The 22,015-nt window shown below is 64.9% G+C and carries 16 protein-coding genes; 11 read left to right on the top strand and 5 right to left on the bottom strand.

Annotation, left to right across the window (positions count from 1 at the left end):
• Position 1: 1 nt before the first annotated feature.
• Complete coding sequence (locus tag PDM28_RS01125) at positions 2 to 634, bottom strand: TetR/AcrR family transcriptional regulator C-terminal domain-containing protein (RefSeq protein WP_311183470.1); 633 nt, start codon at positions 632 to 634, stop codon at positions 2 to 4.
• A gap of 335 nt (positions 635 to 969) precedes the next feature.
• Here PDM28_RS01125 and PDM28_RS01120 point away from each other — a divergent pair, with 335 nt between their 5' ends.
• The 7 genes from PDM28_RS01120 to PDM28_RS01090 all read left to right on the top strand — a co-directional run bounded on the left by PDM28_RS01120 (position 970) and on the right by PDM28_RS01090 (position 8,731).
• Entirely contained in the window at positions 970 to 1,413 is a 444-nt protein-coding gene (locus PDM28_RS01120) for a hypothetical protein (protein WP_311183469.1), read from the top strand.
• Between the two features lie 395 nt (positions 1,414 to 1,808).
• Complete coding sequence (locus PDM28_RS01115) at positions 1,809 to 2,162, top strand: SymE family type I addiction module toxin (protein WP_311183468.1); 354 nt, start codon at positions 1,809 to 1,811, stop codon at positions 2,160 to 2,162.
• Positions 2,159 to 2,365, top strand: a complete 207-nt coding sequence (locus PDM28_RS01110; RefSeq protein ID WP_102947130.1) for a hypothetical protein — start codon at positions 2,159 to 2,161, stop codon at positions 2,363 to 2,365. The genes PDM28_RS01115 and PDM28_RS01110 overlap by 4 nt, the downstream gene beginning before the upstream one ends.
• A 185-nt stretch (positions 2,366 to 2,550) precedes the next feature.
• Positions 2,551 to 4,260: an ATP-binding protein gene (locus PDM28_RS01105; RefSeq protein WP_311183467.1), complete on the top strand. Its 1,710-nt coding sequence runs from the start codon at positions 2,551 to 2,553 to the stop codon at positions 4,258 to 4,260.
• Positions 4,261 to 4,371: 111 nt separating this feature from the next.
• Positions 4,372 to 5,742: an alpha/beta hydrolase gene (locus PDM28_RS01100; protein ID WP_311183466.1), complete on the top strand. Its 1,371-nt coding sequence runs from the start codon at positions 4,372 to 4,374 to the stop codon at positions 5,740 to 5,742.
• 107 nt (positions 5,743 to 5,849) lie between these two features.
• On the top strand, positions 5,850 to 7,496 hold the full coding sequence (locus tag PDM28_RS01095; protein WP_311183465.1) for a hypothetical protein: 1,647 nt from the start codon (positions 5,850 to 5,852) through the stop codon (positions 7,494 to 7,496).
• Between the two features lie 161 nt (positions 7,497 to 7,657).
• A complete protein-coding gene (locus tag PDM28_RS01090; RefSeq protein WP_311183464.1) occupies positions 7,658 to 8,731 on the top strand; it encodes a hypothetical protein in 1,074 nt (357 codons plus the stop codon).
• 126 nt (positions 8,732 to 8,857) lie between these two features.
• Here the strand turns inward: PDM28_RS01090 and PDM28_RS01085 are convergent, their stop codons facing one another.
• Entirely contained in the window at positions 8,858 to 13,486 is a 4,629-nt protein-coding gene (locus PDM28_RS01085; RefSeq protein WP_311183463.1) for an autotransporter-associated beta strand repeat-containing protein, read from the bottom strand.
• A 785-nt stretch (positions 13,487 to 14,271) separates the two neighbouring features.
• Here PDM28_RS01085 and PDM28_RS01080 point away from each other — a divergent pair.
• A complete protein-coding gene (locus PDM28_RS01080; RefSeq protein WP_311183460.1) occupies positions 14,272 to 15,246 on the top strand; it encodes a polysaccharide deacetylase family protein in 975 nt (324 codons plus the stop codon).
• Positions 15,247 to 15,403: 157 nt separating this feature from the next.
• Here the strand turns inward: PDM28_RS01080 and PDM28_RS01075 are convergent, their stop codons facing one another.
• The gene (locus tag PDM28_RS01075; RefSeq protein WP_311183459.1) at positions 15,404 to 15,883 is read right to left on the bottom strand and encodes a hypothetical protein; all 480 of its coding nucleotides are present in this window, start codon (positions 15,881 to 15,883) and stop codon (positions 15,404 to 15,406) included.
• 82 nt (positions 15,884 to 15,965) lie between these two features.
• The gene (locus tag PDM28_RS01070; RefSeq protein ID WP_311183457.1) at positions 15,966 to 16,340 is read right to left on the bottom strand and encodes a hypothetical protein; all 375 of its coding nucleotides are present in this window, start codon (positions 16,338 to 16,340) and stop codon (positions 15,966 to 15,968) included.
• A 311-nt stretch (positions 16,341 to 16,651) separates the two neighbouring features.
• Between PDM28_RS01070 and PDM28_RS01065 the strand changes: the two genes are divergently transcribed.
• A complete protein-coding gene (locus tag PDM28_RS01065) occupies positions 16,652 to 19,765 on the top strand; it encodes a sensor histidine kinase (RefSeq protein WP_311183456.1) in 3,114 nt (1,037 codons plus the stop codon).
• Positions 19,766 to 19,840: 75 nt separating this feature from the next.
• On the top strand, positions 19,841 to 20,464 hold the full coding sequence (locus PDM28_RS01060) for a response regulator (protein WP_311183454.1): 624 nt from the start codon (positions 19,841 to 19,843) through the stop codon (positions 20,462 to 20,464).
• A gap of 3 nt (positions 20,465 to 20,467) precedes the next feature.
• Here PDM28_RS01060 and PDM28_RS01055 read toward each other — a convergent pair whose 3' ends face one another.
• Positions 20,468 to 21,001, bottom strand: a complete 534-nt coding sequence (locus PDM28_RS01055; protein WP_102944289.1) for an HD domain-containing protein — start codon at positions 20,999 to 21,001, stop codon at positions 20,468 to 20,470.
• A 161-nt stretch (positions 21,002 to 21,162) separates the two neighbouring features.
• Here PDM28_RS01055 and PDM28_RS01050 point away from each other — a divergent pair, with 161 nt between their 5' ends.
• Positions 21,163 to 21,987, top strand: a complete 825-nt coding sequence (locus PDM28_RS01050) for an alpha/beta fold hydrolase (protein WP_311183452.1) — start codon at positions 21,163 to 21,165, stop codon at positions 21,985 to 21,987.
• Positions 21,988 to 22,015 lie beyond the last annotated feature (28 nt).

The raw sequence follows: 22,015 nt of genomic DNA, 5'->3' as shown, positions 1-22,015 counted from the left end.
GTCAGGCGGCGCTGGCCAGGCGCTGATCAATGCCGTCCAGCAGCAGGCCCAGGCCCTGTTCGAAGCGCGTGTCGAAGTCGACCTCGCTCCAGACCTCGCGCGCGCTCCAGCAATGCGGGAAGCGCGCCTCGGCCAGCGCCATGAAGGACTCACCGAGCGCCTCCATGCTGCCGTCACCGGGCCAGGACTGTTCTTCAATCACAAAGCCCATCGTGTAGTACACCAGGTCCATCGGCGCGGTCGCGGCCAGGCGGACAGAGGCCCCGGCACCAACCAGCGCGGCGATGCTGGTTTCGCCAACCCGCAGCACGTTCTCGGTGGCCAGGAAGGTGCCGGCATACACCCGCGCGCCGTCGCGACGGGCCTTGAACGCGGTGCGGAACTCGCGCGCAATCTGCAGCAGGGTCTGCCGCCAGGGCTGGCCTTCGGGGATGTTGCGGGCGACGTCCACGATCATCGCGTCGGCCATGGCATCCACCAACGCCTGCTTGCTCTTGAAGTGCCAGTACAGGGAAGGCGCGCGTATACCGAGGGTGCAGGCCACCTTGCGCAGGGTCACTCCCTCCATGCCGGCTTCGTCGAGAAGCTTGAAGGCGGCCGCGACGATGTTGTCCCGGGCGATGGGCTGGCGCACTGGTCGTGGTTACCTAACGTTGTTAGGGGGCGAATCTAACAGTGTTAGGTTGGAGGATGCAACAGGGGAGAATGCTTGGGGGGCCGGGGCCGGCACGGCGACGGTAGGGTCGCTTCCCAAACGACCGCCGATAACGGTGATCGATGCTGGGAGGCATGACCTTGGCCGGGGTAACGCTGTTCCCCGTCGAAGGCCCTTGCGTTCGCCGCGCCGATTATTCTTATCGGCAGTCGTTTGGAAATCGACTCTACCGCCCCGTTCCACCGTGACGCCTGGACGTCCTGGCACGGCATGGGTCCACCCGGATTCTGGCATCACATGGAAAGGAACCTGCATTGTTGAAACTACTCAGAATGGTCCTGACGCTTCTCGCCGTCGCAATGACCACGACTGCCTGCACCTCACACACCGAAGCCGGCACCGGCCTGCTCACCGAATTCGAATACCTGGGCTGCGCAGGCGACTGGAACGAAGACACCCTCGAACCAGAAGCAACATCGAGCGGCACCCGCGACGCCGCCACTTTCCTTGTCCGCAACCCAGCCACCTGCGGCTTCGACCAAGGCAGCAACGGCAAGGCCCACGTGGATGGCGACACGCTGAAGCTGAGCTACACCCTGACCAGCAGCGGCGGCGATGCAGCAGCCTGCATCTGCGAGTACGGCGCACGGTTCCTGATCTCCGGTCTACCGGCAGACGTAGCCAAGGTTCGCGTCAACGGTGACAACGCCAGTCTGAAGGGCGACCTGATCCGGACAAGCAACGCCCCACCCCGGTAGGGTCGCTCCCCAGACGACCCTACCGTTGACTGCATCGCCCGAGAGCAATCGATTTTATTGATCGTACCGACTGCTACGGCACACACAATCGCGAACTCCATCCCAGAATCGCTGACCACGACAGGTCGATAGCGTCGTTCATTGATCGTGCCTACCGGATCTCGCAAATCGATGAATAAAAACAACTTCTCCCCTCGTGCCCCACGGCGCAAGGTGACCACAAGGAGCGTGGAAACTCCGACTAGCAGCAGAATGATGGACGTCCCATGGTCGGGAGGGTGGCTAATACAACACCCTCACGGGGGAAATACGCCCGCCGCATGCTGCTAGTCGGTTTCCAACCTCCCGACCGCCTCGCCATCCCGGCAAGGCGTGATCCTTACAGGAGGTCCATCATGCAAAGGCACTGGGAAGAAGCACCCTCATTCGATCGCACGCCGCGCCCACCGCGGCCGGAGACCGAACACAGCTGCAACGGCACCGCGAAGTCCTGCTCACCACCGCCGGAATTCGAGGACGAAGTCACCATCCCCTTCCTGAAACTGCGCGGCCGCTGGCTACGCGACATGGGGTTCAATGCAGGCGCCAAGCTCAAGATCGACGCCCAGGACGGCATCATCACCCTCACCGTTCTGGACCACCCCAAGCTGCCGCGCCCGGGCGTACCGCGAACGCTCGAACGCCAGATCCACCACACCATGGTGGAAGCGGACCGCCTGCCCATCTGTCCCAACGGGAGCCTGATGTGAACCTCGAAGGCATCCTGTACGCGGTGAACCGCCGCGTTGCGATCAAGGTGGAGCTGAGCCCGGTAGTGCTCTATCAGTTCCGCCTGGCGGCATGGCGGTTGAACCAGAACCCGTCCTTGCTGCTGCGGCAGATGATCTGCAGCTACATCGCGATGGCCGATAACCCAAAGTCCATCGACCTGAGCGTGACGACCGGGCCTTGAAAGCGTGCCAGCAGACGGACCGGCGCTGAGCCTGTCTCCTACTGCCTCACCTCTGTGGGTTGCATGGGCAGCAACCCACAGAGGGTACAAGCGTGCAGCGCAGCCGTCACGCACCGTCAACGGTTTCCGCTTACCCTGTGATATCGCGCTAAACAGGTCTTCACATGCGGCATTGCGATCTACCGGTGTCTTCGCCCGAGTCCCAAGCCTATCGCCTGCTCCAGGACAGCGACTGGGTTCATGCGGGATTGGCCGAGGCGGCACCGCAAGAGCTTCGCACCGTGCTGACGATGATGCTCGACTGCCCCGAACCGCTGTGGATCTCGTGGGGCCCGGACAACCTGTTCTACTTCAACGATGCCTTCGTGCCGTGGATGGGCAACAAGCTGGCGGGCGCGATGGCCACCCCGGTCAGGATCGTCTGGCATGACGTGTGGGACGAACTGGGCGGCGCGATTGCCGACGCCATGGCCGGCACCCATCGCAGCTTCCGCAACCTGCGCGTCTTCATGGACCGCGACGGCACGAGACGGGAGACATTCTGGACATTCTCGTACTCCCCCATCCGCGTGGCCGATGGCACCGTCGGGGGCATCCTGTGCGTGGTCAGTGACCAGACCGAGTTCGTTTCCGAGCGCAACGAGCATTCGCGCCAAGTCGAGGCCATCAGCGAGGAGGCACGGCAGGCGCATGCCGAGCTGGTCCGGGCGCGCGAGCAGTTGCGCCAATCGCAGAAGCTGGAAGCGATCGGCCAGTTGACCGGTGGCGTGGCCCACGACTTCAACAACCTGCTGCAGGTCATCAGCGGCTCGGTGGACATGCTGCGCTATGGCATTCCCCGCGACGAGCGGCAGCGCCGGCATATCGAGGCCATCGGCGCGGCAGCTGATCGCGCGACCAGCCTGGTGTCTCACCTGCTTTCCTTCTCGCGCAGGCAGACGTTGTCACCGCAGGTGTTCGAGCTGGGCAACGGTGTGGAACGATTGGGCGATATCATCCGCACTCTGCTCGGCGGCCGGGTCGGGCTGGAGCTTGAGCTTCCCGACGAGCCGCTGCATGTGCTGCTGGACAAGACACAGCTGGACACCGCGCTGATCAACCTCGCGGTCAATGCGCGCGACGCGATCCCGGAGCACGGCACGGTACGCGTCTGCGTGCGCCGGGTTGAGGCAATGCCCTCGGTGCGCTTTGCGCCGCCATTGAAAGGGGCGTTCGCTGCCGTGTCGGTCAGCGATGACGGCTGCGGCATCGAAGAAGCGGTGATGAGTCAGGTATTCGATCCGTTCTTCACCACCAAGGGCGTGGGCGAAGGGACCGGACTGGGGCTGAGCCAGGTGTTCGGCTTCGTCAAGCAGTCCGAGGGCGAGGTGGATGTGACCAGCACCGTGGGCAAGGGCAGCACGTTCGTGCTCTACCTGCCGCTGACCAACCAGGCGCTGGCTGTTGACGATGCTTCAGGCGCGCAGTCGCTGCAGGACGCGCGGGGATTGAACGTGCTGGTGGTAGAGGACAACGTGGACGTTGCCGAGTTCGCGGTATCGGCGCTGCGGGAATTGGGCTGTGGCGTATGCCTGGCGCGCAATGGCGACGATGCGCTGGTGGAGCTGGAGAAGAACCATGCGCGCTACCACGTGGTGTTCTCTGATGTGGTGATGCCCGGCATCAGCGGGCTGGAGCTGGCAAAAACACTGCGCGGACTCTACCCGGATCTGCATGTGGTGTTGACCAGTGGGTACAGCGAGCTGCTTGCGCGGGAAACCGACCATGGGTTCGCGCTACTGCGGAAGCCTTATACGTTGGGGGATCTGGCAGCGGCGATCAGACCGCCTGCGAGAGCAGCACACCTGGCCTTGAATGGCGAGCCGACGGACGAGGTGTGGCGCACGTTGTCCTGACCCTTGGGACGCACAGCGCAAAGAGCGGCAACGTCGGGGATTACTTCCGGCAGTAGCTTCGTTCCTGCTCTCCCCTCAGTGTTGGTACTCATTCAAGCCAGGGGAAGGCCGATGTATCGCAAGGCGCTGTGGACGTTGTTGCTTGCCGCCTCACCCTTGATCTCTCACGCATCGGCGCCGGAGGCACAAGCCTGCGAGGATGACGCAGCGCCTGCCCTGCGTGGCTCCCAATGCTTCACCGTGAACGTACCACTGCGCCACGCGGAACCCTCGGGTGAAAAGCTCTCGCTGTTCGTGCGGCGCATACCGGCAACCTCCGGGCACGCCAAGCGTGGCGAGGTCTGGCTGCTCTCCGGCGGCCCGGGCGAGTCAGGGGCGTCGCTCTACCCGACGATCCAGACCTACCAGCGTGCGTTTCCCGGTTTTGATCTGGTCATTCCCGATCACCGGGGCACGGGTCGGTCGGCGCGGATCTGCCCCGTCCAGGAATCGCCCGATAGCCCTGACGGCACTGGGCTGGCGGGAGCGGAATGGGGCCCCTGCATCGGTGAGATGTACGCCAATCTGCGGCGCACCTCGGCCTTTTCCATTACCGAGGCTGCGCAGGACCTTGGCGAGTTGATGTCAGGTGCGGATCGAAACGGTGACGTGCTGCTTTACGGGGTGTCGTACGGCACCCAGTTGGCGCTACGGGCACTCCAGGTCAACACGTTGCAGGTGGATGGCCTGATCCTCGATGGGTTGGTGCCTCTTGAAACCACCGAGACATGGGACCTCAGCCGACGCACGGCCCTGGTCGACCAAGTGGGTCGACAGAGCATGGATGAGCAAGGCCTCGAGCGTTATCGGAAGTTATTGACGGTGAAGGATGCGGCTTGGCAGAACGTCGTGCCGGGCGGTGATCTGCGCCGCTACTTTGCCGCCCTGCTGAGCTTCCCGGGACTGCGTGATCGTATTCCACAGATCGTGCAGGATCTTTCGGACGGCGACGCTCGATCGCTGGTCGCGTCTACCGAAGACTGGAAACTTGCGCTCGGGAAGCTCGGGCAGAGTGGCAACGATCAACCAGCCTTGCCGCTGGTGATGCTTATCGCCGCCTCGGAGAACAGCGCGCGCCCGGAGCTGACCCTTTCCATGGTCGAGAAAGAGGCGAAGGACGCATTGTTCGTAAGTCCCATTCCCGGCCTGCTCGTGAGCGGCAGCGTTCCGCGCTATCCGCGCGATGCGTGGTTTGGTAAGAGCCCCGAAGCCCTGCCGCGTACGCTGATTCTGCAAGGCACGCTTGATCCCAACACTTCGTATGACGGTGCGGTGGAGCATGCTGCCACACTCGGCAAGTCGGGGGCAGTCACCTTCCACACGGTGGAACGAGGCGCGCATCTGCTTCCTCTGGTAGCGCCGCACTGCTTCGTTGCCGCGGTCGGCGCGTTCGTGGATGGCGGTGTGGTGGCCGAGCGCTGTGCGGAGCCGCCGACGCTGTGATGGAGATTTCCAGGTTCAAGCCACCTTGCTCTGGTGAGGCGCTGCGCGCCCTCGTCGCCCGCATGACTTCACTGCCAGCGTTTCCCAGAGTCCTCACGCTTACGCTCGTGGCGTTGCCCGTCTGCGTGTTCTCCACTCTTTCAGCGGCAGCGCCTGCTTCGGAGGCCAGCGCCTTTACCTATCCCATCAACAATGCCAGGGACGCCCCTTTGGTAAGTCTGGGCAGAGACGGCATGCTGCGGTATGCCTTGTATTCGGAGAGGGGTAGCGATCACGCGCGCAACATCGTCCCGGACTTCTCCCGCGCCGGCTACCAGGGAGGCGGCGTCAGTCTGCCTACCCGCACCAGCATCCCAGTTATCAAGGTCCTCAAGCCAGGTACCGGGAGTGACGACTACCCGCGCATCCAGGCAGCCGTCGACGCGGTGGCCGTACGTGCCAAGGACAGCCGCGGCTTGCGCGGCGCAGTGCTGCTGCGGCGCGGCCACTACAGATTGAGCAGGACACTGACCATCCGGGCCAGCGGCGTCGTGCTGCGCGGGGAGGGTCGAGGCGCAGACGGCACTGTAATCCGCTCCGACGTCAGCGATAAGCAGGGCAAGATCCTTGACGTGGGGACCAGCGAGTCTGCGGTGCCCCGCGCAGCACTGGACGCACGCCGGACCGCAATCAACATGGAGTACGTGCCGGTGGGGGCGATGCGGATTACGGTGACCTCCGCTGCCGGCTATCGGGTGGGCGACACGGTGTCGATCGTGAGAGAGCCCAATGCCCGCTGGCTCGGCCCCGAGGGCATCGACACCGCGCGATACCGATGGACGCCCAGCGACTATACCGGGTACAGCGAGCGCGTCGTCACCGCCATAGACCATCACACGATCACCCTTGATGCCCCCATCATGGATGCCATCGAGGCGCGCTTCGGTGGTGGCAGCGTCTACCGCACCGATCCCATGCGTATCTCACAGGTCGGCATTGAGGACCTTCGTCTTGAAGGTAACCCCGAGACGGGCACGATCAATGGCACTGCCGACTCCGGGCCCTTTACCGCGCTCCGCTTGGGTGCAACCTACAATTCATGGGTTCGCGATGTCACCGTGCGCTATGTGTCGCATGGATTCGTGACCAGAAACGGCGCGCGGTTCAATACCCTGCAGGACATTGCCTATCTTGACCCAAGGTATGGCGAGACCCAGGGAGCCCGCCGCTACGTGTTCCTGTACGAAGGCAACGCTGCCTTCAATCTGACCCAGCGCTGCTACAACCAAGGTGGCAGGCATACCTTCGTCATCGGTGCACGGGTGCCCGGGCCCAATGTGTTTCTGGACTGCCTCGCCGTGGGCGACAGCAATGACAGTGGTCCACATCACCGCTGGTCCACCGGCACTCTGTACGACAATACCAAGGGATACATGCTGCGGGCACAGAACCGCCGCTACAGCGGAACTGGCCATGGATGGGCGGGCGCTCAGCAGATGTTCTGGAACACCGAACACGATATCTACGTCGTCCAGGCGCCGCCCTTCGCGATGAACTGGAGCGTGGGGCAGGTTGGCACTATTGAACCTGGGAAATTCCCGCCGGAGGAGCCAGCAGGGATCGTGCAGTCGATGGGCAAGGTGGTGGCACCTCGCAGTCTTTATCTGCAGCAACTGCGTGATCGGCTGGGCGAGCAGGCGGTATTCAACGTCACCACTGAAGCGCAGCGTGACGGGCGGATCTGGGACAGCCTTTCAGCGCGGGCAGGGGAGTGACTGTGGTAACAGGGCGATGCCCCTGAAGCGAAATCCTGGTCATTTCCAACTTGCATGTCCGCTTCCGGCCAGAAGCACTGGGTTCTCATGGTTTCCGCTAAAGAACACCTCGCACAGGTCGTTGTATCCTGCTTACCTTTGCTCTCCGAATGGACTCGCTGATGCTCTCACTCCGCCTCGTTCCTCACGGCCGACTGCCCTACCGCCTTTGGCTGCTCGTCGCCCTGCTGCCGGGCTTCGTTGCCCCGGCCATTGCCAACGGCCCGGCTGAGGGGCTGGAAATGCATCGCATGGGGGCCGGCACGTTGGGGCCAGATGGCTGGACCACGGCAACGTCCACGAACGGCGGCTACTCGGTTCGACTGCCGTGCCTGTTTAATGACTTCACCTTCCGGTCCAGAACAGAGAGCCTTACGCAGGCCGACATGCTCGGCTGCGGGCACGACGGAATGAAGTTCATGGCCATGCGTGGGCAGGACCGCGACGCCGCAACAGGACAGGTGAATTTCGAGCGGCCTATCCCGGGCGCGACCTCTACCCGCTTCACTTATCGAGGGCTGCCCGGGATCGCCCACGACATTCAGACCGCGACTTCCTGCGCAGCCAGCCAGAGCGTCCGCACAAAGGCGGGCACCATTCTGCTTTCCGTTGAGACCTCCGCGTCGGAATGCGAGGCAATGAAACAGGCGGCCGCCACCTTCTTCGCCTCGCTGGAGCCGGATGCACACCCAGTGGTCGCCGTGCCGCTTGCGGACTTGCCCGTCCTGCCGGAGTGCCCCTTGGCCGCAGCGCTTTCGAAAGACCAGCTGATTGCGGCTTTCAATGCGCTGCCGCGTGACGCCGAGGAGCCGATGCCGGCTGACACGTGCCTTCCCGCGACATCCACCCGCTCAGTGTTCGCGCGCGAGGGTGTCTGCATGATCGGAACAACGCGCATGAATGTGGCGAGTCTCTCGACGCTGGCCACGACTGGCGAACCCGTTGCCGCATCGTTCTTGGGATCGTACGCAGAAGCCACGCATTCGGCGTTGAAGGCGGTGCTCGAAGATCGCTATCCGAGGCAGCCGCTTGAAGCGTATGGGCCACACGCTTCTCTCAGCTGGGACGTGACCACGGTGGTTGCAGCCAGATGGCCCACTGGTGATTCTCTCGAAGCCTTCGGAAGGCTCAAACGGGGCAGGGTTTTCCATGGTCCGCCGGTACCGAGCAGAGCACACGAAACTGGTCAATCGTAATCTCAACGATTGCCGGTAGCCTCTTGCCTTCGACCCAGTAAATGAAAAAGGCCGCGCACCCCAGTGGGTTGCGCGGCCTCGGTTGCACGCCGCAGCGGGAAGGCGAGGCCCTCCCGCTGCTGGCCATCACAGCGCGATGCGGATACCCACGTTGACGCTGTTGTTCTCCACGCCCGACCCCTGCTCGGTGCTGACGCCACCGTACAGGTAGCTCGACGCGCCCAGGCGCACGGTGCCCTGCAGCTGGGCCCGACCGAAGCCCTTGCCCGCGTCGGCGGCGGACAGGTCCACCTGCTCGCCAGCCAGCACGGTTGTCACCGTGGCCTGGCGAACCTGGCCGTGGTTGATACCCGCCTGCACACCAAACTGCCACGTCGCACGCGCCGCCAGCGGATCGTTCACCAGCGAGCCGACCGACAGGCCGAGCGTGGCGCGGCTGCCTTCGGAATTGAGGGGTGCAACGTCCAGCGCCGCCAGCGAGTCACCGCCTTCTCGGTAGGCATTGCGCTCAACCTTCTGCCAATTGCCGCGCAGCGAGGGCTGCCAGTTCAGGCCTGCCGCCGTGAAGGGCAGGCTGACGCCGGCACTGACCATCCGGGTAGTACCGGAGGCCTTGCCGGACAGTGCACCACCGGCGCTGAGGACGTCCGGACGCTGGCTTTCCCAACGGTCGGCCGAGTAGGACAGCATGCCGTCCAGCACCACCGCACCTGCCCTGGCGGCGCCATAGGCAAAGAACGCGTTGCTGTCGATCGTGTTGTCCAGCGGGCTGCGTTCCAGTTCCGACGTCGTGCGGCCCAGGCCGGCGCCCCACGCCGCGTTGGAGGAGCGGTACACGTCGATACCGGCGGTGGCACGACGCTGGCGGGCATCGAAGCGATCGGCGCTGGCATCGGCGTCAACCGACAGATCGCCGTAGCCGATGTTGGCCCACAGCAGCTGTTCGATACGCGTGCTGGATGCATCCACCAGCACACCCTGGCCCAGTCGACCGGTCACATCGTCGGCCAGTGCGGTCGCATTGGACTGCGCCAGCGCGGCCAGCTTGGCGTGGTTCTCGCCGGTCAGGGCGGTCACCAGCACCGGCAGTTCCGCCGCGTCCTGCTGCCACACCGCGCGCAGCAGATCGGTCTGCTCCGCGGTGGTGGTGCCGGCGTCGCTGGCTTCCACCAGGGCATCCAGTGCAGCCGCAGTGGCCAGGCCGTTGCCGTTGACCTTGCCCACCAGGTCAGCGCTGTAGGCCGTCGGTGTCACGTACAGGTCGATGTCGAAACCGGTGGTGTAGTACACCTGGAAGCGCGTGCTGGCGGCCAGGCCCTCGGTCGGCTGCAGGAGCCTGTCGAACGTACCGGTCACTCCGCCTTCGCCGCTCACGATGCGGAACATGTCGCCGACCTTCGGGGTGAAGGTATTGCTCGCATTGCCACTGATGCCGCGCAGCAGCGGCTGCAGGGTGCCGTTGGCAACGAAGCGACCGGCCGCGCCGGACACCACCAGGCGCGAATAGTTGCCGGCCCCGGCGCCGGTGCCGTACCCGTCGATATCGATCTGCAGCGTGGCGTCGTCGGTCAGCGTGACGGTACCCGTCACTGCCAGCGTGCCCGGCGAGTTGCCCGGGGCAAGCGTGCCATCGACGCGCATGTTGCCGGCGATGGCGCCGGTGCCACGGACCGTGCCGGCACGTTCCACCTGCACGTCGCTCAGCAGCACGCCATTGGCACTGAGGGTGCCCTCGTTGACGCAGGTGCCATTGGCCAGGATCGCGGTGCCTGCCATGTTGAGGCGACCCGCACCACTCTTGATGAAGCAGCCGGTGCTTCGCGAACCGTCCAGCGTGCCGGTCAGCTGCGTCGTGGTGCCCGACGCCACATCCAGGGTGGCCTCGCCCATCACAAGCAGCGACTGCGACAGCTGGGTGTCGACCGTCGTGCGCAGGGTCGCATCATCGATTGCCACGGCGCCGGAGCCCAGGCCGCCAGCATGCGCCAGCACGACCGTGCCGCCACTGATCAACGTGCCGCCAGCGTGGGTGTTCGCCGCGCCAAGCACCAGGGTGCCTTGGCCGTCCGCCACCAGGGTGCCGCCGCCGCTGATCGGGCCGGTTACCGTCAGGGTGCTGCCTTCACTGCTGCGCAGCGCGCCCACGCTGTCCAGCACCATCGAGCGGCCGGTGGTCATCGACGAGGTTGCCTGCAGCGTGCCGCCGTTGAAGGTCAGGCCGCCCGTTGCATCGCCCAGGTTGCCGTCGCTGCTGACGTTGAGCACGCCGCCGTTGAGCGTGGTGCCGCCGGTGTAGGTGTTCTGGCCCGACAGGGTCAGCTCGCCTTCGTTGACGGTGGTGCCACCGCTGTGGCTCACCGTACCGGTCAGGTCCAGGCCGCCTTCGCCGTTCTTGATCAGGCCGCCATTACCGGACACGTCGCCGCTGTTGGTCAGGGTGGTGTTGGTGTCGGTGGTGAAGGTGCCATTTCCCGCTAGGACAACGTCGCGGTCGCTGTTGACGTCGCCGGTGGTGTGCAGCTCGCCGCCGTTGAAGGTCAGGCCGCCTGCGGCATCGCCGAGGTTGCCGTCGCTGCTGACGTTGAGCACGCCGCCGTTGAGCGTGGTGCCGCCGGTGTAGGTGTTCTGGCCCGACAGGGTCAGCTCGCCTTCGTTGACGGTGGTGCCACCGCTGTGGCTGACCGTACCGGTCAGGTCCAGGCCGCCTTCGCCGTTCTTGATCAGGCCGCCATTACCGGACACCTCGCCGCTGTTGGTCAGCGTGGTGTTGGTGTCAGTGGTGAAGGTGCCATTGCCGGCAAGGACCACGTCGCGGTCGCTGTTGACGTCGCCGGTGGTGTGCAGCTCGCCGCCGTTGAAGGTGAGGCCGCCTGCGGCATCGCCGAGGTTGCCGTCGCTGCTGACGTTGAGCACGCCGCCATTGAGCGTGGTGCCGCCGGTGTAGGTGTTCTGGCCCGACAGGGTCAGCTCGCCTTCGTTGACGGTGGTGCCACCGCTGTGGCTCACCGTACCGGTCAGGTCCAGGCCGCCTTCGCCGTTCTTGATCAGGCCGCCATTGCCGGACACCTCGCCGCTGTTGGTCAGCGTGGTGTTGGTGTCGATGGTGAAGGTGCCATTGCCGGCAAGGACCACGTCGCGATCGCTGTTGACGTCGCCGGTGGTGTGCAGGGTGCCGCCGTCAAGCGTGAGCTTGCCTGCAGCGTCGCCCAGGTTCTCATCACTGCTTACCTGCAGGACGGCGTTGTTGCTGACCGAGGTACCGCCAGCGTAGGTGTTCGTGCCCGACAGCACCTGCGTGCCGCCGTTGATGGCCACGTCGCCCTGCCCGCCGATGGTGCCTTCAAACTCATCGTTGGCATCGGTGATGGACAGCGTGTTGTTGCCCAGCGCCACATCGCCCTTGCCGTCCAGCGAGGTGATGTTCACGACCGGAGCGGCCTGGGTCACGTCCAGCGTACCGTCGATCACCAGCTTCTTGGACTTGTCGATGGAGCCATTGCCGGACAATGCCAGCGTGGTGTTCTCGTCGACCTCGGTGGTACCGGTGTAGCCGTTGGTGTTGGTCAGCGTGACCGAACCGCCGTTGCCGCTGTTCTTGACGATCAGCGAGCCCGGAACGCCGGCGGTGGAGTCTTCGATCTTGCCGGTGAACGTCGAGTCGTGACCGTTCTGATCGATCGTGCCGGGCTTGTCGTCGATCTTGAAGTCGACATCCACGTTGGTGTCCTTGTCGACCACCAGCGTACCGCCCTCGAACGACGCCTCGTCTTCGTTGCCCAGCTCATCGGTGCCTTTGGGGCCATCGATGATGATCGGGCCGGTCGGAGTCGTCGGCGTGGTCGGCGTGGTCGGCGCGCCGCTGCCCGGGTTGGGCGCGACCGGACCGAAGGGCACGCCCTTGTCGAAGGTCAGGCCCGGTGCCTGGTCCACGAACAGCACGGGGCTCAGCGCCGTGTCCTTCAGGTTCAATGACATGAACCCCAGGCGGTACGTGCCGGCCGTGCTGACCTGGTAGGTTGCGACCTGCCAGCCGGTCGCACCATAACTGCCGGTGGAGTAGCTGCCCGTGCCGATGTTGGTGGCCCCCAGCAGCGCGTACTGCGCGTTCTGGTTGTTCACCGTCGCGAACACCGAGGCGTCGCCGAGATTGATCAGCGAGGTCAGCGAAGCATCGTTGAACGGCTCGTAGTCGGTCGAGACGTACTGCCACGCCATGCTGAAGAAGTCGCCCGCAGCGAGGGTCAGGTCCTGGTAGAGCCACGAAGCATTCGTGGGCGCCCCAGCCATCGTGCTTTGCACCAGCGCGCGGCTTGCAGCGTCCAGCCCAAGTGCGTTCGCAGCCGTGGCGAACGAGTCCGAACCGTTACCCGCCTGCAACGAGGCCATGTTGTTGCCGAACGGCGTCACCGTCCAGGTATGGGTGCCGTTGTCGGCCTGGAAATCGGTCATGCCGGTGACCACCGCGGCGCCGACACCGGTGTCGCTATAGCTCGTAGAGCCCTGGGTGCCGGTGTCGGAATACGTCCAGCCGCTCAACGTGCCGTCTTCAAACCCGATGTTGGTGATGTCCACTGCGGCCATCGCGGAGGGACCATACAGCGCCAGCGCGGTCATCAGGCTCAGGGCCGCCAGAGGGCCGGTGGTCAGCCGGTTGGTCGTGCGACGGGTGCGGCCACCTGCGGCCATCCCGAATTCCGAGGTCACAACCCACTGACCCACGGCCTTGCTCCATACCACCTTGAATACTTTGTTCAACTTCTGATCCCCTGATGACGCACTTGGTTAAGAAAACATGAAAGTGTGCGGTGCATCACATAAGCGGCAGAGGGGGGCCGATCTTTAGCTTTTTCTGCAGATGGCGAGGGTCGAGCGTGAATGGTTAAGAAAAACAGTAGGTTGTAAACCTCGGCCCATGAAAAAGGGCCGCACGGGGCGGCCCTGTCACATGCTGCTGTCCGCCCTCAGCCCGGTTAGGTCGGTATGGATCTCAGGGCCAGCTTCAGACGCGACGCACTGGCCCGGGGGTGTTCAGCTACCGCGCATCGGCGGTCGGCAATGTGATGCCCCCATACGCTGGACGATCCGATGTCAGGTCCGACGAAGGCCTAGGAGCCAACCGGCGGCGCTGGCTGCAATACCGCCCCAAATGACTCCCTGAGCTACTTGAAACCCGCCGAAGTACGCGAAGCCACCACCGATGCCCGCCCCGACCAACGCGAACTGTGCATACCTGCGCTTTCGCGCTTGAAGCGCTTCACTAGCGGCCTGCCTGGCACGGAGTTCTTCGCTCTTTGCCTGCTGGCTACGGAGATGCGGCTCAAGGATGGCGTCAGCCACTGCGTCGACCTGGGACTTCTTCACTTGGGAGCACTCCTTGTGCGACCTGACGAATGGGCTGTTGCAGTAGTGAATACTGCTGTACGACTCGCTGGAATACCAGCGGCGTTGGACCAACACCGGAAGCACCGTCGCTCTCCAGTGCGTAAGGCTCCACCAGCAGCCCGACGCTATACTCCGCCATCACTGGAAAGGGGCCGAACATGCGTAGTGGACTACTTCGATGTGGCGCCTTGGCGCTCCTCTGCATTGCAGGATTCGCCCAGGCCGCCGAACCAGACCGCCGCATCGCGCTGACAATCGATGATCTCCCGTGGCAACGGCTCGGTGAACGCGCCGAGCCGGAGCTCGATGCGCAGCACGCCCAACTGATCGCCGCCCTCAAGCAGACCGGAGTGCCCGTCGTGGGCTTCGTCAACGAAGGCAAGCTCGAGGTCAACGGGCAGGTGCAACCCGCGCGGGTGCAGATGCTTCGCGACTGGCTCGGCACGGGCTTCGAGCTGGGCAACCACACCTTCAGCCACGTCTCCATGCATGCGGTGCCGCTGGAGCAGTACGAGCAGGACATCCTGCGCGGTGAAGTCATCCTGCGACCGCTGCTCGCCGAGAACGGGCAGACACTTCGCTGGTTCCGGCACCCGTACCTGCAGGCGGGGCGATCGCCGGAGGCGCGCGCCGAGCTGGCCGCGTTCCTGCAGCGGCACAACTATCGTATCGCCCCGGTTACCGTGGACAACGCGGAGTGGATCTGGGCGTTCGCGTATGACCAGGTGCGCGATACCGAGACGGACCCTGTTGCGCGTGAAAAGCGACTGCGCCAGCTGCGTCGTGGGTATGTGCCCTACATGCTCAACAAGCTGGACTACTACGAGCAGCGCTCTCAGGAGTTGCTGGGTAGGTTGCCAGCGCAGGTATGGCTGATGCATGCCAACGCGCTCAATGCGGACACCGTTGAGGAACTGGTTGCCGCTACGCGCCGCCGGGGGTATCGATTCATCACCCTTGAGGCTGCGATGGAGGATCCGGCTTACCTGCGGCCCGAGGGTTACAACGGCGGTGCGGGAATCAGTTGGGTACAGCGATGGGCGATGGCTGAGAAGATGCCCAAGACGTTCTACCAGGGAGAGCCTGTGGTGCCTGGCTGGGTTATGAAGCTTGCTGGGCAGGAGTCAGAGTAAGGATACTCGGCATAGAGCGCCTCGCTGTTGAGCCTCCTTCATGGCGTCCGCATTCGGCCAGGAACGGTCATTCCATGGTGAGCCTTAGCGTCCCTACTGTTGGGCGACGAATGATCGCGAAGGGCCCGTCGACCGGTCGCTTTACGCCCTGCAGAACTCAGCCGCCTGGCCAGCCGTTGAGGTGCCCCAGCTTCCAACGCCAAGAAGCGTAAGCCAGAAACGCAAAGCAAACCGCCATGGAGCTTGGGCTGAACGCTTCGGTGGTTCCGTTCCTCATTACATAGCTGACAATGAATGCTGCGAAGAAGAAAACGCAGATCCGTCGGCGCAGCAGGAGCGCAATGCCGCCTAACAACAACGATGATGATACGAACGCGGCATATGCAAGCTGCGAAGTTGGAGGCGCATCGGCGTAATTGGAACCCGCTTGCGTGATGAGAAACAGAAGCATCGCGAGAAACTGCAACGAACAGAATGTGGCGATCAGCGCCGAGATGACAGTATGTGCAGTGTCCTTCCACCGCCTTGGGCTCTTGGGGACATGTGCATTCGACGACTCATAGGGGTTTTCCACAGGTCCATCCTTGGCGATTTCTTGAGCGGGAGGATGATACCCCGCCGCGATGAGCGGAACCATCTCAGCGGCAGTGAAGGAAGCTCGTGATGGCTTCCTCGTTCTTGCATATCCAAGCATCCCTGCGGACTCTCCCGCAATGGCATTAGAGCTTCTTGATGGACTCCACGTAGATCACATCCTCCGAGCAGCCAAACCCTTCGATCTTTCGATCCTTGATGTCGAACCACATCATTTCGTCCAATCGGGGCCGGAACTGAAGTGAGCCTTTGATCAACACGCGCTTCGTGTCCCAACGCTGGCTGTTCTTCAGTACGTTCGCAGGAAGTGCCAGGTCATAGCACTTGCCGTCATCCAGCGTGATGTAGCCAAGGCCATGGCCACCGGAGTAGATCTCTACCACGCCCTCGACTTCCACCTGCGCTTCACCGACATCGTCGATGGGCTTTGTAGCGGCGCTCTGGCAGCCTGCTGCTGCACCGCCGAGTACCGCCGCAATCAGCAATTTCTGCACGGTCATGTGGCCCCTCTGCGGCTGTGGTTACAGTGGCTCTGGAGTGTAGGTTAGATCGAGCCTGACGTGATTCTTCGGCCGAGTTCATGCGTCAGCCGCGCCGATTGTTGTTATCGCCGGTCGTTTGGGAACCGACCCTACCCTACCTTGCAGCCCTGTTTGTACGTAGCCGAGCGTCCATGGATCCGGATGCCTATCCATTTGCACAACCATGCAGTTGGGAACGCGTGCGACCTCGGGTCCCTGGCTCCCGTTTCACGTTTGCCCCATGGCATACTCCGCCGATCCCGCACCCTCACCCCACTGGTTCCGCCACCATGCCCTGGCTTCCGGTTCGTCCTGCTTCTGTGCACGTTACGAACTGGCCCCTGCGTGGCGCCGTTCGGATCCTGCTTTGCCTGGCGCTTGCCCTGACCGCTCTGTCAGCCCAAGCCCTCTCCGCAGACCGCGCCCTCTCCCAGCTCCGCCACGACCGCTGGACCGCTGAAGACGGCGCCCCCGCCCAGATTTTCTCCATCGCCCAGACCCCCGATGGTCTGCTTTGGATCGGTTCCCGCCAAGGCCTGTTCCGCTTCGACGGCGTGCGCTTCGAACGCATCACCCAGGCCGGTGGCAAGGCGCTGATCGATGACGATGTGCTCAGCCTGTTGGCCGAGCCCGATGGCTCGGTATGGGTGGGCTACTTCAGCGGCGGCATGAGCCGGCTCGGTGGCCCCCACCCCAGCCAGTACGAGTACCAGCGCGATGATGTGCCGCTGGGCTCGGTGATGGCCTTCGCGCGCGATGCCGGCAAGCGGCTCTGGGCGATCACGCCGGCGGCGCTGGTCTGGCTGGACCCGGACAACGATACCTGGAAGACCGGGGAGGCGATGGGCTTCAACCCGGCGTGGCAGCCAGAGCGGATGTTCGCTGATCGCGAGGGCGGGCTGTGGATCGGCTACACGCATGGCGACACGTTCGGCATCGCTTACCTGGCACCGCACGCTGCGCGGTTCGCGCCCTACCCCAAGGCGGTACAGATTCCCTACTTCGACCAGGCCGCCGACGGCACGGTCTGGGCGGTGGACTACTGGGGGGCACGACCGCTGGCCCATGCCAACCCGGACCCGCGCCATGACCGTGCCACTCTCAGCTGGCTGGACCCTGGCTTCAAGGGTGCAGGCGTGCGCTTCGACCGCGATGGCGGCATGTGGCTCAGCACCGAGGGCGGCATTGCACGCGTGCGTGAGGCGAGCTCGCTGCGTGCGCCCGGCCCCGGCGTGACGCTGCCCAAGCCGGAGTACTTCGGGCCGGCGCAGGGGCTTACCTCGGAAGTGGTGTGGACGCTGTTCGAGGATCGCGAAGGCAACGTCTGGGCGGGCACGGCCAATGGACTGGACCGCTTCCGCGACAACGCGCTGGCGGCGATCGCACTGCCGCGCCGCGACCAGTCGTTCGTGATGGCGCCGGGCGACGGTGGCCGCATGCTGGTCGGCAATGCGGACCGCGGCCCGATGTGGGTGACGCCAGACCCGGCCGCGCCGAACGGTGGCCAAGTGCAGGAGCTGGGCGGGCCGACGATGGGACGCGTGAGCGCGCTGCATCGCGATGCCAGCGGCACCCTGTGGATGGGCAGCGCTACGGGCTGGATAGCGAAGGTGACCGCCACCGGCCTGGAGCGCGTACCGCTGCCCCCCGAGCTGGCCGGCGACAGCGTGGTGACCATGATCGCCAGCGACCGCGCCGGTGGGCTGTGGGTGAGCCGCCTGCATGGCGGGTTGCTGCGGTTCTTCAATGGCAAATGGGAAGCGCAGAACGCGAAGTACGGCATGCAGGAAGGCTCCACGCCACGTGCCTTGGCTGAAGATTCGCAAGGGCGGATCTGGAGCGACGCGGGCCAGACCATCCGCATGTTCGAGAACGGCCGAAAGCAGGACTTTAACCAAGGCGGCCCGGAGATCGGTCGCATCTCGGCGTTGCAGTATTACGGCGACACCCTGTGGATAGGCGGCGCGCGCGGCGTTTCGATGCGCGCCAACGAAACCTTCCACCGGCTGCTCGGCCGCGATGGCGAAACCTTCGAGAAGACCAACGGCATCGTGCTGCTGCCCGATGGCGAGCTGTGGCTGGGTGGTCGCAACGGTTTGACCCGCGTACCGGCTGCGGAAGTGCTTATGTGGCGCAAGGACCCTTCGCATGCAGTAGCGTTCGAGCGCTTCGGCGTGCTCGATGGGCTGCGCGGCAGCTCGGAGCAGAGTGGCAGCCTGCCCTCGATCCTGGCCGATGCACAGGGCCGCATCTGGTTCGCTACCAACCGGGCCGTGCACTGGATCGACCCGCGCCATATCGCGCGCAATCCTTCCACGGCGCCGTTGCCGCCCACGCTGCTGGGCCTACAGGTGGATGACAAGCCGGCACCCCTCTCGCCCTACCTGCGCCTGCCGGCCGGCAGCCGCGACCTGCGCGTGGACTACACCGCACCTGCCCTGCGCGTGCCGGAGCGGGTGCGCTTCCGCTATCGGCTGGATGGGGTGGACGAGGAATGGCGCGAAGCAGGTACCCGCCGCCAGGCACTCTACAGCCGGTTGGAACCTGGCAGCTACCGGTTCCGGGTGATTGCCAGCGACGACACCGGCGCGTGGTCGAAGCAGGAGGCCTCCTTCAACGTGACCGTGCTGCCCGCGTTCTGGCAGACCGCGTGGTTCGCGCTGGCGATGCTGGCACTGGGCGCCGTGCTGGTGTGGCTGTTCGTGCGCTGGCGGGTGGCAGTGGCGCGCCAGCGCATGCAGCGGGTGTATCGGGCGCGGGTGGGCGAGCGCGAGCGCATTGCGCGCGACCTGCACGACACGCTGCTGCAGTCGGTGCAGGCGCTGATGCTGCGTATCGAGTCCTCGCGCCGCAGGTTGGCATCCGGCGACACGGCAGCCGCCGAGACCGGATTGGCGAAGGCACTGGAAGAGGCCGAGTCGGGCCTGGTGGAAGGCCGCGACCGCATACGCGAACTGCGTCGCGATGAGGCCACCGGCGATGACCTGGAAGCGGCGGTAAACACCCTGCCCGCGCTGCTGGAACTGCCTGCGCAGGTGGAATTCAAGCTGGAAGTACACGGCCGCCCGCGTCGCTGGCGCCAGCCTGAACTGGGCGAGGTGTACCGCATCGTGCGCGAGGCGTTCGCCAACGCCTGCCGCCACGCCAGCGCCACCCACATCACCGTGCGCGTCACCTACGGGCTGCTGCGCACCACGGTCGAGATCGACGACGACGGCTGCGGCATCCAGGACGAGGTGCTGGCCCAGGGCGGCGCGGAGGGTCACTGGGGCCTGCCCGGCATGCGCAAGCGCGCGGCGCTGTGCGGCGGCACGCTGGACGTGCAGGCGCTGCCCGGCGGCGGTACCCGGGTGCGGCTGCAGCTGCCGCGCTGGCGGGCCGGTGGTGGCCGGCGCGATGACTGAGCGGCGGGCTTCGGAAACTACGCTTGCGTTGCGGCGCGTCTGGCGGCACGGTGCACTCCTGACCCGGACCCGCCCATGACCATCCGCATCCTCACCGTCGACGACCATCCGCTGATCCGCCAGGGCATCGCTTCGATGCTGGAGGTGGAGACGGACATGGCCGTGGTCGGCGAGGCCTCCGATGCCAATGAGGGGCTCGAACAGTTCCGGCGCCTGCTGCCGGACGTGGCGCTGGTGGACCTGCAGATGCCGGGCGTTGGCGGGATCGAGATGACCCGCCGCCTGCGCGCGGAGTTTCCCAGCGCGCGGGTGGTGATCCTCACCACCTACCGCGGCGATGCGAATGCGCGCGAGGCGCTGGCGGCCGGTGCCTGCGGTTACCTGCTGAAGAGCTCGCTGCGCGGCGAGCTGATCGACGCGGTGCGCCGGGTGGCACAGGGCAAGCGTTGCCTGTCGGCGGAGATCTCCGAAGAGATCGCGCAGCACCTGGGTGAGGAAGCGCTGACGGCGCGCGAACTATCCATCCTTTCGGCGCTGGCGCAGGGCTGGGAGAACAAGCGCATTGCCAACACGCTGGGCATTTCCGCCGAGACTGTGAAGTCGCACCTGGCGCGCATCTTCGAGAAGATCGGTGCGCGCAACCGCACCGAGGCGATCCACATCGCGCTGCGTCGTGGGCTGGTGCGGCTGGAAGAGTAGCCGCTAGCGTTTCAGCATTGGCAGCGGCCGCAGCGGATGGCGCAGGCCGTGCTTCAACGAGAACTGCACCAGCCGCAGGTGGAAGCCCAGGCGCGGGAAGCGCCGCACGATACGGGTGAAGTCGTCCGGGTGCAGGTCGAAGCGCAATGCGCCCAGTGAAACGTCTATCCAGTCCGCGCGGCGGAAGGTTTCGATGCGCCGGTCCTGGTCGCGCGGCATGCGCGAGAGGCGGTGGTGCTCGCGGATCATCGCCAGTACTACGTCGATCAGCTCGGGGCGCTCGCGCTCCTCAAGGTACTGCCGGGCCAGTGCTTCGGAAGGCTCAAGGTAGTCGAAGGTGCCGGCGGTCCAGATGCCGAGGTCGTGAAACGCCACCGCCACCGAGAGCACGTACAGGTCTTCCAGCGAGCCCGGCAGCATGCACCAGTGGAAGTTGGCCACGCGGTAGGTGTGGTTGCGGTACGGGTGGTAGTCCCGCCCCAGCACGCCGGCATGGCATTCCAGAATCTCATCCAGTACCGCAAGACGGTCGAGCATGAGCGGGCTCCCTGTGCAGGCCACGGCCCAAGCATAGGCGTGGCCGCGCCGCCGCCACTGCCCCCGGATGGGGGACGACCCGCGCGCCCGAACGACAGATGCTGGTGCCACGCCTGCATGTGAGGCTGCGTAGACCGCCCACTTCCCCGCCGAGACAGCCCATGAGCCTGTTCACCACCCAAGACGGCACCACCCTCTACTACAAGGACTGGGGCAGTGGCCCTGTGGTGTCCTTCAGCCATGGCTGGCCACTCAACGCGGATGCCTGGGAAGCGCAGATGTTCTTCCTTGCCAGCAACGGCTATCGCTGCATCGCGCACGACCGGCGCGGCCACGGGCGCTCCAGCCAGCCGTGGGACGGCAACGACATGGACACCTACGCCGACGACCTGGCGCAGCTGTTCGAACACCTGGACGTGCGCGATGTGACCATGGTCGGGCACTCCACCGGCGGCGGCGAAGTGGCCCGCTACATCGGCCGCCATGGCACCCAGCGCGTAGCCAAGGCGGTGCTGATGGGCGCGGTGCCGCCGATCATGCTCAAGACCGCCGACAACCCCGAAGGACTGCCGATCGAGGTGTTCGACGGCTTCCGTGCGGCTTACCTTGCCGACCGTGCGCAGTTCTTCCTGGACGTGGCCACCGGCCCGTTCTTCGGCTTCAACCGGCCCGGCGCGAAGGTCTCTGAAGGCCTGATCCGCTCGTGGTGGAACCAGGGCATGCAGTCCGGCCACAAGAACGCCTACGACTGCATCAAGGCGTTTTCGGAAACCGACTTCACCGACGACCTGGGCCGTTTCGACGTGCCCACGCTGATCATCCACGGCGACGACGACCAGATCGTGCCGATCAAGGCGGCTGCTTTGCGCTCGGCGAAGTTGATCAAGGGCGCGCAGCTGAAGATCTACCCGGGCGGCGGCCACAGCCTGGGCGACACCGCGAAAGACCAGCTCAACCAGGACCTGCTCTCGTTCCTGCAAAGCTGAACCTCCCTCCCCCACGTTTCGAGGATCG

The organism is Stenotrophomonas aracearum, assembly GCF_031834615.1.
Taxonomy (GTDB): Bacteria; Pseudomonadota; Gammaproteobacteria; order Xanthomonadales; family Xanthomonadaceae; genus Stenotrophomonas; species Stenotrophomonas aracearum.
The sequence above is the reverse complement of the archived record's forward strand: the minus strand, read 5'-3'. Positions and strand labels throughout refer to the sequence as shown.

What these genes read in the sequence shown, in the direction of transcription:
- PDM28_RS01115 (WP_311183468.1), top strand. Translation starts at nt 1,809, where the DNA reads ATGCAAAGGCACTGGGAAGAAGCACCCTCATTCGATCGCACGCCGCGC.
- PDM28_RS01100 (WP_311183466.1), top strand. Translation starts at nt 4,372, where the DNA reads ATGTATCGCAAGGCGCTGTGGACGTTGTTGCTTGCCGCCTCACCCTTG.
- PDM28_RS01090 (WP_311183464.1), top strand. Translation starts at nt 7,658, where the DNA reads ATGCTCTCACTCCGCCTCGTTCCTCACGGCCGACTGCCCTACCGCCTT.
- PDM28_RS01080 (WP_311183460.1), top strand. Translation starts at nt 14,272, where the DNA reads ATGCGTAGTGGACTACTTCGATGTGGCGCCTTGGCGCTCCTCTGCATT.
- PDM28_RS01075 (WP_311183459.1), bottom strand. Translation starts at nt 15,883, where the DNA reads ATGGTTCCGCTCATCGCGGCGGGGTATCATCCTCCCGCTCAAGAAATC.
- PDM28_RS01070 (WP_311183457.1), bottom strand. Translation starts at nt 16,340, where the DNA reads ATGACCGTGCAGAAATTGCTGATTGCGGCGGTACTCGGCGGTGCAGCA.
- PDM28_RS01065 (WP_311183456.1), top strand. Translation starts at nt 16,652, where the DNA reads ATGCCCTGGCTTCCGGTTCGTCCTGCTTCTGTGCACGTTACGAACTGG.
- PDM28_RS01060 (WP_311183454.1), top strand. Translation starts at nt 19,841, where the DNA reads ATGACCATCCGCATCCTCACCGTCGACGACCATCCGCTGATCCGCCAG.
- PDM28_RS01055 (WP_102944289.1), bottom strand. Translation starts at nt 21,001, where the DNA reads ATGCTCGACCGTCTTGCGGTACTGGATGAGATTCTGGAATGCCATGCC.
- PDM28_RS01050 (WP_311183452.1), top strand. Translation starts at nt 21,163, where the DNA reads ATGAGCCTGTTCACCACCCAAGACGGCACCACCCTCTACTACAAGGAC.